Origin of the sequence: Streptomyces sparsogenes (genome assembly GCF_001704635.1) — a bacterium.
Lineage (GTDB): Bacteria > Actinomycetota > Actinomycetes > Streptomycetales > Streptomycetaceae > Streptomyces > Streptomyces sparsogenes.
Genome location: NZ_MAXF01000095.1, coordinates 12610 through 27254, shown reverse-complemented (window position 1 = coordinate 27254; position 14645 = coordinate 12610). Strand labels below are relative to the sequence as shown.

Below are 14645 nucleotides of genomic sequence, written 5' to 3'. Positions count from 1 at the left end.
GATGGACGGCGGCCTGCGCGCCCGGCGCGCTCTCGGGGCCCGGCGTGCTCTCGGCGCCCGGCGCGCTCTCGGCGCCCGACCGGCCCGCCTCGGGCCGGTTCCCGGCCGCGTGCTGACTGTCCGCCGCTTGCCGACTGCCCACCGCGTCCGCGTCTGCCGCTGCGGTGCCGGACTCGCTTGCCGCGTCTGCCGCTGCCGCGTCGGCTTGTGCCCCGGTGCGTTCGGCGGGCTCCGCCGGCCGGTCCGACGCACCGTCACGGTCGCCTCCGGAGACAGCGTCACCGACAGCGTTGTCGGCGGGGCTTCGGGCCCCCGCCGACGGAACCGATGGAGCTGACGGAACCGACGTGCCGTCAGCCGCGCCCGGCGCCACGGAGTCCCCTGCCGTGGCGTCTTCCGCGGGCTTCGGCTCGGCCTCGGATGACGACCGGCCGACGGGTCGTGTGACCGGGCGGTTCCACCACTTCGGCTTGGGCCCGGTGGCCTTTCCCTCGTCCATGATCTCCCCAGGTATCCCGCGACACGACGCGGACTGCGCCGCCTCGGGACGGCCCCCACCGCCACCGGGTGGCGCCGCCCGGAAGCGATTCAATCAGGTCCGCCACCACAGCGCGGCTCGCTTCCTCCCCACAGGCTCGCCAGACGTATGCCGGGGAGCCGCGCCGGGGCGGGGCCTACTCCGGCGGGGCGGCCACCCCGTGGTACGGCGGGGTCCGGGACGCCGACTGGGAGGGGCCCACCATCTCGGTCGGCGCGGGGGCCGGGGGCGTGGACGTCGCGGCGCGCAGCAGCCGGGTGGCCGCCAGGATCGGCTGGATCAGCGGATCCGGGACGCTGCCGGAGAACTCACTGAGGGTCTGGGATCCTGTGAAGCTCGGCGACGGCGTGCCCTGGGAGGCCGCCGCGTCCATCAGGCCCAGGTCGCGGCGGGTGCGCTCCCACACCCCTACGGCGTCCTCCACCTTGGTGCTCGCACCGACCGGGCTCACCGCGCTGTCCGAGCCCTCCGCCTGGCTGCCGGGCGACTCGACCGCCGCGTCCAGCGGAAGCGCTCCGCCGAGCGCGAACGCGGCCAGGGACACCGCCCCCGCCGCCGCGAAGGCGAACCGTCGGCGCGGGGCGGAGCGCCCGACCTCATGGATGCGGAAGCCGCGCTCACGCGAGGCGGCGACACGCGCGGCGGCCGGGCCGGCCGGCCCGGCCGTCGGCAGATACGCGAAGGGCTGCTCCCGCGGCTCGTGCGCACCGCGCACGCCCGGGGTGTCCCGGGCGCCGAAGACGCCGGAGCCGCCGAACGGCGAGCCGTCGCTCCCGGCGCCGTCGCCGTCGGGCCCGTCGGCCGACGACAGGCCCGGCAGGCCCTGGAGCCGCGCCAGGAAGCCCTCCGAGGGAGCGGGGGGCGCCGTCTGCGCGAACACGTTCTTCAGCCGCCGCTGAGCGTCGGCCTCCGCCTTGCACTTGCAGCACGTCGCGAGGTGCGCGAGTACGCGCTCGCGCGCGTCGTGCCCCAGCTCGCCATCGACCAGAGCTGCAAGGCGGTCGCCGAGATGCTGCTCGGCGGGGGACTGACCGCCTGACCGGGTCACGCGATTCCGACCTCCCCGCTCAGCCTGGGCGCGGCGACGCGGCGGGGCACCGCGGTCACCGTGCGCTGCTCGGCCCGGGCCTCGGGCGAGCGGTGCTTCAGGGCCTTGCGCAGGTGCGAGCGGCCGCGGTGGATCCGGCTGCGCACCGTGCCGAGCTTCACACCGAGGGTGGCGGCGATCTCCTCGTACGACAGCCCCTCGATGTCGCAGAGCACCACGGCGGCGCGGAACTCCGGCGCGAGGGTGTCGAGGGCCTGCTGCACATCGGCGTCGAAGTGGGTGTCGTTGAAATGCTGCTGGGGAGAGGGCTCACGGCTGGGGAGCCGCTCGGCCGCGTCCTCACCGAGCGCGTCGAAGCGGATGCGCTGCCGGCGGCGGACCATGTCGAGGAAGAGGTTGGTGGTGATGCGGTGCAGCCACCCCTCGAAGGTGCCGGGGCTGTACGTGGACAGCGAGCGGAAGACGCGGACGAAGACCTCCTGGGTGAGGTCCTCGGCGTCGTGCTGGTTCCCGGTGAGGCGGTACGCGAGGCGGTAGACCCGTGCACTGTGCGTGCTGACGATCTCCTCCCAGGTAGGAGGCGTCCACGCCGGGGCGTCCGCAGCGGTGGCGAAGGTCGCGGTCGTAGCGGAATCGGCGGAACGAGGACGGTCAGCAATGTCGGTCACGGATTTCGGCTCGCCCGCTGACCTGCGAAAGCGCCTCAGCACTCCCCGGTCACCGGCCGCAGCCGCACCTCCCCTGTCGGCTCTGGTGGTGTCCAGTAGAGCCCCTACCATATCCACCTCGCCCGTTAGCTCCGGATAAGCATTTTTGACCTGCATTTGTTCGTGGTCCACAAGCTCCCCCTTCCTCTTCCAACGCCCGGTCCCATCTGCGGGTTCCCGGGCGCAGCGGCTACAGTCACGCTTGCGTCAACTACGGGGACAGGAGAGGGCCATTACCGGCAACCGGCAGACGAGCTGGGCGTTCGCCGACGCGTACGTAGCCGAGGACGCAGCCCTGCGCTGGGCCCGTGAGCGGGCCCGGGAGGCGGGGATGCGCTCGGTGTCGTCCGGCACGGGCGCGGCGCTGCGCCTGCTCGCCGCCGCCGCGGACGCCAAGGCCGTCGCCGAGATCGGCACCGGGACCGGCGTCTCGGGCATCCACCTGCTGCACGGCATGCGGCCCGACGGCGTGCTGACCACCGTGGACTCCGAACCGGAGATGCAGCAGCTGGCCCGGCAGGCGTTCCGCGCCGCGGGCTTCACCGGGAACCGGGCGCGCTTCATCCCCGGCCGGGCGCTCGACGTCCTCCCCCGGCTCGCCGACGGCGGCTACGACCTGGTGTTCTGCGACGGCGACCGCTCCGAGTGCCTCGACTACCTCGGTGAATCGTTGCGCCTGCTGCGGCCTGGCGGGCTGGTGTGCTTCGAGGGCGTCTTCGCGAACGGGCGGACCGTGGACTCCGCGGTGCAGCCGGCCGAGGTGCTGCGCCTGCGCGAGCTGCTGCGCACCGTGCGGGAGTCCACCGTGCTCCAGTCGTCGCTGCTGCCGGTGGGCGACGGGCTGCTCTGCGCGGTCAAGCGCAGGTGAGGGCGGCGCGGGCGGCGGCGGGCGTAAAAGCACCGCCCCGGCGGCCGGTATGGACATACCGGCCGCCGGGGCGGCACACGGGTGGTGGTGGGACCGATGGCTTCAGCCGACGACCTTCTTCAGGGCATCGCCGAGCGCGTCGGCCTCGTCCGGGGTCAGCTCGACGACGAGCCGACCGCCGCCTTCGAGCGGAACGCGCATGACGATGCCCCGCCCCTCCTTGGTCACCTCGAGCGGGCCGTCGCCCGTCCGCGGCTTCATGGCCGCCATGCTCGTTCCCCTTCCTGAAACCAGCTCATCGCAGCCGACAACCCAGGTGTCACCGGCATCGAACACGTTGCTTCCCTGTCATTATCCCGCATGGCACGACCCGATGACCAACATCGGTCGGCAACCCCTGCGCAACGCGCTCACCCAAAACCGCCCAATTCGGGGAGGGGTCGCGATACCGTACGGCGCCGACGCCCGAGGTGCCTCCCCGCGGCGGCCCGGAAGGGGCCGGTTGTTTGACGCAGGTCACAGGTCGGGCACAGTCATACGCCGAACACGGTCGCATGTCGGCCGCGGTCACATCTCGGGCACGGTCGCGTGTCGCCCCGCGCCGATCTCCGGCATGCTGTGCGCTGACCGCCGCGCCGGGCCCCGACCGGGCCGCCGGTGCGGCGCACCGAGCCGCGACCCAGCCGCACCGGAGGACCCACCATGGCCGACACCGTGCTCTACGAGCTGACCGACGGACTCGCGACGATCACCCTGAATCGTCCCGACGCCATGAACTCGCTCAACATCGACGCCAAGGTCGCGCTGCGCGACACCCTGCGGCAGGCCGCCGGGGACCCGGCCGTGCGGGCCGTGCTGCTCACCGGCAGCGGCCGCGCCTTCTGTGTGGGCCAGGACCTCAAGGAGCACATCGGACTGCTGGCGGCCGAACGGGCGGGCCAGGGCGAGGGCTCGACGATGAGCACCGTCGCGCTGCACTACAACCCGATCGTGACCACCATCGCGGGGATGCCGAAGCCGGTCGTCGCCGCGGTCAACGGGGTCGCGGCGGGCGCGGGCGCGGGCTTCGCCCTCGCCGCCGACTACCGCGTCGTCGCCGACACGGCCTCCTTCAACACCTCCTTCGCCGGGGTCGCCCTCACCGCCGACTCCGGCATCTCCTGGACCCTGCAGCGCCTGGTCGGCCACGGCCGCGCCGCCGACCTGCTCCTCTTCCCGCGCTCTGTGGGCGCCCAGGAGGCCTACGAGCTGGGCATCGCGAACAAGGTCGTCCCGGCCGCGGAGCTGGCCGCCGAGGCGGCGGCGGTGGCCCGGCGGCTGGCGGAGGGCCCCACCGGGGCCTATGCGGCGATCAAGGAATCCCTCGCCTACGCGGCCGGGCACAGCCTGACCGAGGCGCTGTCCAAGGAGGACGAGCTGCAGCGGCGCGCGGGCGCCTCGGAGGACCACCTCGCCGCGGTGGACGCCTTCGTCAAGAAGGAGAAGCCCCGCTTCACCGGCCGCTGAGTGCCGCCCCCGAGCCCCGGGCGTGGCAGTCGGCCAGGTGGTCGTCGACCAGGCCGCAGGCCTGCATCAGGGCGTACGCCGTGGTCGGGCCCACGAAACGGAAGCCTCGCTTCTTGAGGTCGCGGGCCAGCGCCGTCGACTCCGGGGTGATCGCGGGGACGTCGGCGAAGGTCCGCGGCGCCGGGCGGGCGGCCGGGTCCGGGGCGTGCGACCAGATCAGCTCGTCCAGCTCGCCCGCCGCCAGCTCGGCGGCCGCCCGCGCGTTGGCCACCACGGCGGAGATCTTGGCCCGGTTGCGGATGATGCGGGAGTCGCCGAGCAGCCGCTGCTCGTCCGCCGCCGTGAACTCCGCGACCGCCGCGATCTTGAAGTCGGCAAAGGCGGCGCGGAAGCCCTCGCGGCGGCGCAGGATCGTCAGCCAGGACAGGCCGGACTGGAACGCCTCCAGGGAGATCCGCTCGAACAGGGCGTCGTCGCCGTGGACCGGGCGGCCCCACTCGGTGTCGTGGTAGACGCGGTAGTCGGCCATGGTCTCGGCCTCGAGGCCCCACGGGCAGCGCGCCAGCCCGTCCGGACCCGGAACCGCTCCCCCGGCGCTCACGCCCCCTCCCCGTCGGGTCGGCGCGGCGGGGTGCCGGGCAGAGGCGGATGGTGCGGGGGCGGGTCGTGCGGGGACAGATCGTGGGTCGGCAGGTCATGGGCGGGCGGCCCGGGCGGCGGCAGGTCGCGCGGCAGGCCGGGCGGGGCGGTGTCGTGGGGCGGCAGACCCGGCGCGGCGGTGTCCCCCGGCGGGAAGCCGCCGGGCCGCTCCAGCGGGCCGGCCCCGCCGTGCGCCGACGCCCGCGCCCCGGCCAGGGCCGTCTCCAGCTCGGCGATCCGGGCGTCGCGCTCGGCCAGCTCGGCGCCGAGCCGGCCCAGCACATCGTCCACATCGGCCATGCGGTACCCCCGCACGGTCATCGGAAGCCGCAGGGCCTCCACATCGGCCCGGCCCAGCGGCCGGTCGGCGGGCAGCGCGTCGTCGAGCCGGTCGGGGGGCGCCTCGGCCAGCGCGCCGCCGTCACCGCCCCCGACGACCGCGAGCGTGACCGCGCCGACCACCACGACCAGCGCGATCAGCAAGAACCAAAACACGACGACCGTCTCCCCGGGGTGCGCGCGTACGTCCTACCCGTACGTCCTATCAGTCTGCCTCGATCGTGCCATGCCCCACCGACAGTTATCGTCGCTGAAGCCCTCTGAAGACGAAGCGAGAGGAAGTACGGAATGCTGCGGCTCGGACGGCGTGAGTTCGGCGAGAACGAACAGGTGATCATGGCGATCGTGAACCGGACGCCGGACTCCTTCTATGACCAGGGGGCCACCTTCCGCGACGAGCCGGCCCTGGCCCGGGTCGAGCAGGCGGTGGCGGAGGGCGCGGCCATCATCGACATCGGCGGGGTGAAGGCCGGTCCCGGGGAAGAGGTGAGCGCCGCCGAGGAGGCGCGCCGCACGGTCGGCTTCGTCGCCGAGGTGCGCCGGCGCCACCCCGACGTGGTGATCAGTGTGGACACCTGGCGCCATGAGGTCGGGGAGGCGGTCTGCGAGGCGGGCGCGGATCTGCTCAATGACGCGTGGGGCGGGGTGGACCCGAAGCTGGCCGAGGTCGCGGCCCGGCACGGCGTCGGCCTGGTGTGCACCCACGCGGGCGGCGCCGAGCCGCGCACCCGGCCGCACCGGGTCGCGTACGACGACGTGGTGGCCGACATCCTGCGGGTCACGCTCGGGCTGGCGCGGCGCGCCCTCGAGCTGGGCGTGGAGCGCGAGTCGATCCTGATCGACCCGGGCCACGACTTCGGCAAGAACACCCGGCACTCGCTGGAGGCGACCCGGCGGCTGGGCGAGCTGGCGGAGACCGGCTGGCCCGTGCTGGTCTCGCTGTCCAACAAGGACTTCGTCGGCGAGACGCTCGACCGCCCGGTCAAGGAGCGGCTGCTGGGCACCCTGGCGACGACCGCGGTCTCGGCCTGGCTCGGCGCGCGGGTCTACCGGGTGCATGAGGTGGCCGAGACCCGCCAGGTGCTGGACATGGTCTCGGCCATCGCCGGCCACCGGCCCCCGGCGGTCGCCCGGCGCGGACTGGCCTGACGGCTCCGGGCGGCTGGGCCGGCGGCGCCGGACGGGGCCCGACGGCGCCGGGCGGGGGCGGCTGGTCCGGCGGTCGGTCAGCCGCCGGACTCCTTGGTCATCAGCTCGACGACCTCGTCCACGTCGTCCGTGAGGCGGAACAGCTCCAGGTCCACCGGGCTCGCCTTGCCCTGCGCGACGAGCGTGTCCTTCAGCCAGCCCACCAGCCCCTGCCAGTAGGCGCTGCCGTAGAGGACGATCGGGAAGCGGGTCACCTTCTTCGTCTGGACGAGGGTGAGCGCCTCGAAGAACTCGTCCAGGGTGCCGACCCCGCCGGGCAGCACCACGAAGCCCTGCGCGTACTTCACGAACATCGTCTTGCGGACGAAGAAGTAGCGGAAGTTCACGCCGATGTCGACGTACGGGTTGAGCCCCTGCTCGTACGGCAGCTCGATGCCGAGGCCGACGGAGACCCCGCCCGCCTCGCACGCGCCCCGGTTCGCCGCCTCCATCGCGCCCGGGCCGCCGCCGGTGATCACCGCGAACCCCGCCTCCGCGAGGGCCCGCCCGATCCGCACCCCCGCCTCGTACTCGGGGGATCCCTCCGGCGTGCGGGCGGACCCGAAGACGCTGACCGCCCGGCCCAGCTCGGCGAGCGTGCCGAACCCCTCGACGAACTCGGACTGGATGCGCAGCACCCGGAACGGGTCCTCGTGCACCCAGTGCGTCGCGCCCTGGGTGTCCAGCAGCCGCTGGTCGGTCGTGCCGGCCCGTACCTGGTGACGTCGGCGCACGACCGGGCCCTGGCGCTGCTCCTGCGGCGCTCGCTCGTCGTCGGCTTTGCCCATGTGTGCTCCCTTCGCCAAGATCTGCCTCGGATCAGCCGCAGACCTGTCGTTCAGCCTAGGCCCCCCGGCGGCGGGCGGAGCCAAGAAAAAGGGTGTTCAGCGCGTCAGCCACGCCCGCAGCCGCTCCTCGGCCTCCAGCACGGCCGCGGTGGCGACGTGCTCCTCCCGGGTGTGGGCGAGCTTCGGATCGCCGGGGCCGTAGTTGATCGCGGGCACGCCGAGGCCCGAGAAGCGGGCGACGTCCGTCCAGGCGTCCTTGGGGGCCACCTCCACGCCGACCGCCTCGACGAAGGCCGCGGCGGCCGGGCGTGTCAGGCCGGGCAGGGCGCCGGGCGCGCTGTCGGTGACCTCGACCTCGAAACCGGCGAACACCTCGCGCACATGCTCCAGCGCCTGCGCCTCGGAGCGGTCGGGGGCGAACCGGTAGTTCACGGTCACCACACACAGGTCCGGGATCACGTTGCCCGCGTGGCCGCCCTCGACGCGCACCGCGTTGAGGCCCTCGCGGTAGGTGAGCCCGTCGATCTCCACGCGGCGCGGCAGGTAGCCGGCCAGCCGGTCCAGGATGGGCGCGGCCTTGTGGATGGCGTTCTCGCCGAGCCAGCTGCGCGCGGAGTGGGCGCGCCGGCCGGTGGCGGTGACCCGCACCCGCAGGGTGCCCTGGCAGCCGCCCTCGACCTTGCCGTCGGTGGGCTCCAGCAGGACGGCGAAGTCGCCGGCCAGCCACTCGGGGTGCCGGCCGGCCAGCCGCCCCAGCCCGTTGAGCTCGGCGGCCACCTCTTCGTGGTCGTAGAAGACGAAGGTCAGATCGCGGTTCGGGGCGGGCACGGTCCGGGCGATGCGCAGCTGGACGGCCACGCCGGACTTCATGTCGGAGGTGCCGCAGCCCCACAGCACGCCGTGCTCGTCGAGCCGCGAGGGCACGTTGTCGGCGATCGGTACGGTGTCGATGTGTCCGGCGAGCACCACCCGCTCGGCCCGTCCCAGGTTCGTCCGGGCCACGACGGCGTCCCCGTCGCGGTCGACGGTCAGGTGCGGCAGGGCGCGCAGGGCCTGCTCGACGGCGTCGGCGAGCGCCTTCTCGTCGCCGCTGACCGAGGGGAAGTCGACGAGCCGGGCGGTGAGCCGGGCGGCGTCCAGGGACAGATCGAGTGCGGGGTGTGCCATGGAGCCGACCCTAGACGAGGAGTCCGGGCGCGGCGCCGTCCGGGCCGGGCGCGGTGGCCGCGGCGGCCGTCCGGAGGGTGATGTGCCGCTTGGCACATGCCGCCCCGGGGCCGGGTGGCGCTGAAGTAACGTGTGGGCCGTGCCCCTGTCCGTCCTTGCCAGCCGCGCCCGCAGGGGGCGTACCACGATCGCGTTCGCCGTTCTGCTGGCCTTGGTCGGCTATGCGGCGCTGCTCGTCGAGACCGGCGGCTGGGGGCCGCCGCGCTGTACGGCCCGGGTGGACGGCGAGGACGTGTCGCTGGATCCCGAACAGGCGGTCAACGCGGCCACGATCGAGGCGGTGGCCGCCTCCCGGGGGCTGCCCGAGCGGGCCGTCACGATCGCGCTCGCCACCGCGCTGCAGGAGTCCGGGCTGCGCAACGTCCGCCACGGCGACCGGGATTCGCTGGGGCTCTTCCAGCAGCGGCCCTCGCAGGGCTGGGGGACCGCGCGGCAGATCCAGGACCCGGTCTACGCCACGGGCAGGTTCTACGACCGTCTGGTGCGGGTCCCCGGTTACTCGCGGCTCCCGCTCACGGTGGCCGCCCAGCGGGTGCAGTACAGCGGCTTCCCGCAGGCGTACGCGAAGCACGAGACCGAGGCCGTGGTGCTGACCGCGGCGCTGACGGGGCGTTCGGAGGCCGCCTTCTCCTGCCCCGGCCCGGTGGACGACGGAGTCGCGGGCGAACCGGCGCGGGTCCGGGCGGAGTTGAAGCGGCAGTTCGGCGCGGAGGTGGCGGCGGCGATCCGGCCGGCCGGGCAGGGCGGCGGGCGGACGGCGGCCCCGCATGTGGTGCGCGTCCAGGCCGGGGCGGCCACGGCCCGGGACGGCGGGGAGCGGCGCGGCTGGGAATTGGCCTCCTGGGCGGTGGCCCACTCGGACGAGTTGCGCATCGAACGCGTTTCTTACGGCGACCATGTGTGGAACGCCGGGAATTCGGACGGTGGTTGGCGTACCACCGACACGGGTTCCGGGGCGGAAGTGCGGATCGTCACCGCCCGATAGCGGGGCGCGTCACCGCTGGTGACGGGGGGTCGGGGCGGCTGCGGCGGCATTCCCGGACGGCCACCCATATCCGAAACGGATTATGCGACGCATTGCCAATTCTTTACCTTGGCGCACCGCAACCTTCCCGCTTCTCACGCGGTATTCACTGCGTCCGCCTGCCGGACACCCACGCCAAATGTCCCTCCGTCAAAGGAGCATCATGTCCCTCCCCCTCACGCGTCGGATCGCCCGGACCGCGCTGCTGGTCGCAGCGGGCGCAGCTCCCGTGGTCGGTGCGGCCGGCGCCGCGAGCGCGGCGGACCTCGCCCTGCCGCAGACCTCCAAGCTCGGTGGGCTGAGCGCGCTCGACACCGCCGCGGTCGGCAGCCTCGCGGACTCCGCCTCGCAGCACGTCGGGAGCGCGGCGGGCGAGGTCAGCGGCAAGGCCGGCGGGACCGTCAAGCGTGTTCTCCCGGGCCAGGACCAGGCCGCTCCCGCGACGGGCAAGACCGCGGGCCAGGCCGCTTCGGCCGCGGGCAGGACCGCCTCCGGGGCGAAGACGGCCACCGGCAAGGCGGTCTCCTCCGGCACCAAGGCCGCCAAGGCCGCCAAGGGCGCCAAGAGCGCCAAGGCCGTCAAGGCCGTCAAGGCCGTCAAGGGCGACCACGGCAAGGCCGTGGCCGGCGCGGCCAAGGGCAAGGGCCGTCACGCAGCGCCGAGCCGCGGCAAGGCCATGGCCGGCAAGGTCGGCAAGGCCGTCGCGGGCAAGGTCGGCAAGGCGGCGAAGACCGCCGAGCACCCGGCCACCCCCGCCGCCCCGGCCGCCCAGAACCCGCTGCCGACCACCCCGCTGTCCGACGGCCTGGCGGTCAAGGGCCTCCCCCTCCTCGGCGGCTGACGCCTCCTTCTTCAGGGGCTCCCGCCTCCGGGGCGCCTCAGCCCCTGTCGACGGTCGACCGTGCTCGGCCCTTCGTTCCTCAAGGCCTCCGCGCGCTCTCCCTTTCGACAGCGGCGCACCCCTTCGGCGCACCCGGGCCCGGGGAGCTTCGGCTCCCCGGGCCCGTCGTATGTCCGCTCAGCCGCGTCCCTCAGGCCTTGGGCAGGCCGCCGCCCAGGCGGCGGGCCGCCGCGGCCACCCGCTCGTCGGTCGCGGTGAACGCGACCCGGACGTTCCGCTCCCCCGCCGGGCCGTAGAAGTCGCCCGGCGCCACCAGGATGCCCAGCTCGGCGAGCGCGCCGACGGTGTCCCAGCACGGCTCGTCCCGCGTCGCCCACAGGTACAGCGACGCCTCGCTGTGCTCGATGCGGAAGCCGCACCCCTCCAGCGCCTCGCGCAGCGCGGACCGGCGGCGGGCGTAGCGCTCGCGCTGCTCGGCGACGTGCGCGTCGTCGCCCAGGGCCGCGACGGTGGCGGCCTGGACGGGCGCGGGCACCATCATCCCGCCGTGCTTGCGGATCTTCAGCAGCTCGCCGAGCACCGCCGCGTCACCGGCGAGGAACGCCGCGCGGTAGCCCGCCAGGTTGGAGCGCTTGGAGAGCGAGTGGACCGCCACCAGGCCCTCGAAGGAGCCGCCGGACACCTCGGGGTGCAGCACGGACACCGGGTCGGCGTCCCAGCCCAGCTCCAGGTAGCACTCGTCGCTGACCAGGAGCACGCCGTGCTCGCGCGCCCAGGCCACCGCGGCCCGCAGCTCGTCCTTGTCCATCACCCGGCCGGTCGGGTTGGACGGGGAGTTGAGCCACAGCAGCTTCAGCCCCGCCGGGTCCAGCTCGGTAGCCGCGGCGCCGGCCGCGAAGGTCTCCGGGTCGTACGGCACGGGCTCCGCGCCCGCCAGCCGCGCCCCCACCTCGTACGTCGGGTAGGCCAGCCGCGGGAAGGCGACCCGGTCGCCGGGGCCGATGCCGAGCTGGGCCGGCAGCGACGCCACCAGCTCCTTGGAGCCCACGACCGGCAGCACCTGGGTGTGGTCCACGCCCGTCGCGCCCAGCCGCCGCTCCACCCAGCCGGTCAGCGCGTCCCGCAGCGCGGCGGTGCCCCATACGGTCGGATAGCCGGGGCTGTCGGCCGCGCCGGTCAGCGCCTCGCGGATCAGCTCGGGGACCGGGTCGACGGGGGTGCCCACCGACAGGTCGACGATGCCGTCCGGGTGCGCCGCGGCGGTCGCCTTGTACGGTTCGAGCCGGTCCCAGGGGAAGACCGGGAGACGGGCGGAGACGGGTGGCACAACTGGCTCGCTTTCTCGGGTAAAACAGCCCGGCCCCGCAGGCCGGGGTGGCGTGCGGGACCGAGGGCTGCGCGGTGCCGGGGCGTCTTCAGAACGCCCCCGCGCGCCGCGAGGTCACTCGTCGTGCTCCTGCGGGGGCAGGGCGGCGATGAAGGGGTGGTCACGCTCGATCAGGCCCAGCTTGCTCGCGCCACCGGGCGAGCCCAGCTCGTCGAAGAACTCGACGTTGGCCTTGTAGTAGTCCTTCCACTCCTCGGGAGTGTCGTCCTCGTAGAAGATCGCCTCGACCGGGCAGACCGGCTCGCAGGCCCCACAGTCGACGCACTCGTCCGGGTGGATGTACAAGGACCGCCGGCCCTCGTAGATGCAGTCGACGGGGCACTCCTCGATGCACGCCTTGTCTTTCAGGTCGACACAAGGCTGCGCGATGACGTAGGTCACGCTGTCGTTCCTCCTCGTTAGGGCTGCTATCGCGCGGGAGCGCGGCGTCGTCGATGCCCGCACCTAGTATCTCCGGTCTTGGGCACCAGACGCACATGAGGGGCGAACAGAGCTGTGGATTTCACCACTGGCGGACGTCTTGAGATCCGAATTGACCCGTCTGACGTGGGAAAACGCGTGTCCGTCAGGCTGACGGTCACGGATGGCGAGAGCGGCGCGCGGTTCACCGACGTGGTCGGGGTGCTCACATCGTGGACGGGCGGTGTGCTGTGCGTCACCCGGAGGACGGGGGCGGAGGTCCGCATTCCGGAATCCTCGCTGGTGGCGGGCAAGGTGGTGCCCGCGGCTCCGGCCCGCCGGCGCGGCCCGGCGGCCACCGCGGCGGAGCTGGACCGGGCCGCGGCCCGCGCCTGGCCGCCCGTGGTCAGCGAGCGGCTGGGCGGGTGGGAGCTGCGCGCGGCGGGCGGCTTCACCCGGCGCGCCAACTCGGTCCTGCCGCTGGGCGACCCCGGCATGCCGGTGCGGGACGCGCTGCGGCGGGTGGCCGCCTGGTACGCCGAGCGCGGCCTGCCCGCGTACATCCAGGTCAGCACAGGCGCGGAGGGAACGCAGGAGCTGCTGGCCGCGGAGCTGGCGGAGCACGGCTGGACCCAGGAGGTCTCCGCGGAGATACGGATCGCGGCCCTCGCGCCCCTCGCGGACCTCGACGCCGATGTCTCACGGGTCGTCCTCTCCCGCGACCTCGACGACGCCTGGCTGGCCCGCTACCAGCGCTCCGCCTCCGGCGAGCCCGCCCCCGAGGTGGTGCGGGTGCTCAGCGGCGGCCCGTCGGTGTGGTTCGCGACCGTTCCCGCGACCATTGCGAACACGGAGGAGACGGAAGGCACGGAGGAGCACGGGGCCGCGGTTGCCCCGGCCGCGATCGGGCGGTGTGTGGTGGACGGCCGCTGGGCCGGGTTCACGGCCGTGGAGACCGACCCGCTGCTGCGCCGGCGCGGCCTGGCCACCGCCGCGATGACCGCGCTCGCCCGCAAGGCCCTCCAGGAGGGCGCCTCGGCTGCGTATCTGCAGGTCGAGACGGACAATGACGGTGCCCGGGCACTCTACGAGGGCATGGGCTTCACCACCCACCACAGCTACCACCACTGGCGCGCACCCCACGAGAACCACCGCTGAGCGGGTACGAGGCACCTATGCCACGCATGAACGACACCCCGGACCGGCGCCCGCGCTTCGCCGAGGCGGCCCGCGAGGAGCGGCCCGACCTGGCGCTGCTGTGCCTGCTGGTGGGCCAGGAAGCCGATCCGGAGCTGGACGAGGACGGAATCGACGCCGCGCAGATCGAGCTGGACCGGCTGGCCGGTCTGGTGCCCTACTCCCCCGGCGCGCCCGACGCCTGGGCCGCCGCGCTGGCCGGGCTGCTCGGGGACCGGCTGGACTTCCGCGGCTCCGCCGGCGACTACCGGCGGCTGGAGTCCTCGCTGCTGCACGAGGTGCTGCGACGGCGCCGCGGGCTGCCGATCCTGCTGTCCGTGGTCTGGATGGAGGTGGCGCGGCGGGCGGGCGCGCCGGTGTACGGGGTGGCGCTGCCGGGCCACTTCGTGGTCGGCTTCGGCGACCCCTACGGGAGCCATGTGCTGGCCGACCCCTTCGACGGCGGCCGGGTGCTGTCCGACGAGGACGCGGCGCTGCTGGTGGCGGGCGCGCTGGGGACCCCACTGGCCCCGGCGGCACTGGCCCCGGCCACCCCGCTGGAGATCGTGCTGCGGATCCTGAACAACATCCGCGCCTGGGCGGCCGCCCGCCCGGAGCGTACGGATGTCCAGCTCTGGGCGGTGGAGCTGTCCCTGCTGCTGCCCAGCCACCCGGCCCGGCTCCGCTACGAGCGGGCCAAACTGCTCGTGGAGCGTGGGGACTTCGTGGCCGGCGCGAAGGAGATGGAGCAGTACGCGGAGGTGGTGGCCGCGATGGAGCCGAACGCGGCGGAGGCCGTACGGCGCCAGGCGCGGGCCGCCCGGGCGATGCTGAACTGAGCGGGCCGGGCGCGCGCGGCCCCATCGGGCACCAGGCGTATCACGGACCCGTACGGCACCGGGCACCACGGCTCCCGTACGGCGACGGGCGCGCGCCACGGCCCCCGCCCGGTGCCGGGCGGGGGCCGTGA

The 14645-nt window shown here is 74.2% G+C and carries 15 protein-coding genes and 1 pseudogene; 7 read left to right on the top strand and 9 right to left on the bottom strand.

The annotated features are described in order from the left end of the window. Positions 1–674 precede the first annotated feature (674 nt). Both BBH68_RS19240 and sigE read right to left on the bottom strand, forming a co-directional pair. Positions 675–1586 carry an anti-sigma factor family protein gene (locus BBH68_RS19240; RefSeq protein WP_065964119.1) on the bottom strand — a complete coding sequence of 304 codons (912 nt, stop codon included), beginning with the start codon at positions 1584–1586 and terminating at the stop codon, positions 675–677. Next, positions 1583–2365, bottom strand: a complete 783-nt coding sequence (gene sigE / locus BBH68_RS19235; RefSeq protein WP_076970779.1) for an RNA polymerase sigma factor SigE — start codon at positions 2363–2365, stop codon at positions 1583–1585. The genes BBH68_RS19240 and sigE overlap by 4 nt, the downstream gene beginning before the upstream one ends. Positions 2366–2495: 130 nt before the next feature. Between sigE and BBH68_RS19230 the strand changes: the two genes are divergently transcribed. Then, entirely contained in the window at positions 2496–3161 is a 666-nt protein-coding gene (locus BBH68_RS19230) for an O-methyltransferase (protein ID WP_076970778.1), read from the top strand. Positions 3162–3263: 102 nt separating this feature from the next. Here the strand turns inward: BBH68_RS19230 and BBH68_RS19225 are convergent, their stop codons facing one another. Then, the gene (locus BBH68_RS19225) at positions 3264–3431 is read right to left on the bottom strand and encodes a DUF3117 domain-containing protein (RefSeq protein WP_003966491.1); all 168 of its coding nucleotides are present in this window, start codon (positions 3429–3431) and stop codon (positions 3264–3266) included. 432 nt (positions 3432–3863) lie between these two features. Here BBH68_RS19225 and chcB point away from each other — a divergent pair, with 432 nt between their 5' ends. Then, positions 3864–4667, top strand: a complete 804-nt coding sequence (chcB, locus tag BBH68_RS19220) for a 2-cyclohexenylcarbonyl CoA isomerase (protein ID WP_065964116.1) — start codon at positions 3864–3866, stop codon at positions 4665–4667. On the opposite strand, the gene BBH68_RS19215 is transcribed toward chcB, so the two are convergent. Then, positions 4654–5268, bottom strand: coding sequence for a DNA-3-methyladenine glycosylase I (locus BBH68_RS19215; RefSeq protein WP_065964115.1), 615 nt, complete (start codon positions 5266–5268; stop codon positions 4654–4656). The two genes, chcB and BBH68_RS19215, sit on opposite strands and share 14 nt — an antisense overlap. A gap of 211 nt (positions 5269–5479) precedes the next feature. Next, positions 5480–5801 (bottom strand): annotated as a pseudogene (locus BBH68_RS19210) (DivIVA domain-containing protein); the annotation flags it as partial. A gap of 132 nt (positions 5802–5933) precedes the next feature. On the opposite strand from BBH68_RS19210, the gene folP reads away from it, so the two are divergent. Then, the gene (folP, locus tag BBH68_RS19205) at positions 5934–6794 is read left to right on the top strand and encodes a dihydropteroate synthase (protein WP_065964114.1); all 861 of its coding nucleotides are present in this window, start codon (positions 5934–5936) and stop codon (positions 6792–6794) included. Between the two features lie 77 nt (positions 6795–6871). Here folP and BBH68_RS19200 read toward each other — a convergent pair whose 3' ends face one another. Next, the gene (locus tag BBH68_RS19200) at positions 6872–7621 is read right to left on the bottom strand and encodes an LOG family protein (RefSeq protein ID WP_065964113.1); all 750 of its coding nucleotides are present in this window, start codon (positions 7619–7621) and stop codon (positions 6872–6874) included. Positions 7622–7717: 96 nt separating this feature from the next. Beyond that, positions 7718–8788 carry a succinyl-diaminopimelate desuccinylase gene (gene dapE, locus BBH68_RS19195; RefSeq protein ID WP_065964110.1) on the bottom strand — a complete coding sequence of 357 codons (1071 nt, stop codon included), beginning with the start codon at positions 8786–8788 and terminating at the stop codon, positions 7718–7720. A 130-nt stretch (positions 8789–8918) separates the two neighbouring features. Between dapE and BBH68_RS19190 the strand changes: the two genes are divergently transcribed. Then, complete coding sequence (locus tag BBH68_RS19190; protein WP_170066576.1) at positions 8919–9833, top strand: VldE C-terminal domain-containing protein; 915 nt, start codon at positions 8919–8921, stop codon at positions 9831–9833. 202 nt (positions 9834–10035) lie between these two features. Continuing rightward, a complete protein-coding gene (locus BBH68_RS44505; protein ID WP_065964108.1) occupies positions 10036–10713 on the top strand; it encodes a hypothetical protein in 678 nt (225 codons plus the stop codon). A gap of 190 nt (positions 10714–10903) precedes the next feature. On the opposite strand, the gene dapC is transcribed toward BBH68_RS44505, so the two are convergent. Both dapC and fdxA read right to left on the bottom strand, forming a co-directional pair. Then, positions 10904–12040, bottom strand: a complete 1137-nt coding sequence (dapC, locus tag BBH68_RS19180; protein WP_065964106.1) for a succinyldiaminopimelate transaminase — start codon at positions 12038–12040, stop codon at positions 10904–10906. A 114-nt stretch (positions 12041–12154) separates the two neighbouring features. After that, on the bottom strand, positions 12155–12481 hold the full coding sequence (gene fdxA / locus BBH68_RS19175) for a ferredoxin (protein WP_065964105.1): 327 nt from the start codon (positions 12479–12481) through the stop codon (positions 12155–12157). Between the two features lie 114 nt (positions 12482–12595). Between fdxA and BBH68_RS19170 the strand changes: the two genes are divergently transcribed. Further along, on the top strand, positions 12596–13657 hold the full coding sequence (locus tag BBH68_RS19170; protein ID WP_065964104.1) for a GNAT family N-acetyltransferase: 1062 nt from the start codon (positions 12596–12598) through the stop codon (positions 13655–13657). A 17-nt stretch (positions 13658–13674) separates the two neighbouring features. Continuing rightward, entirely contained in the window at positions 13675–14514 is an 840-nt protein-coding gene (locus tag BBH68_RS19165; RefSeq protein WP_065964102.1) for a transglutaminase family protein, read from the top strand. Positions 14515–14645: the final 131 nt, after the last annotated feature.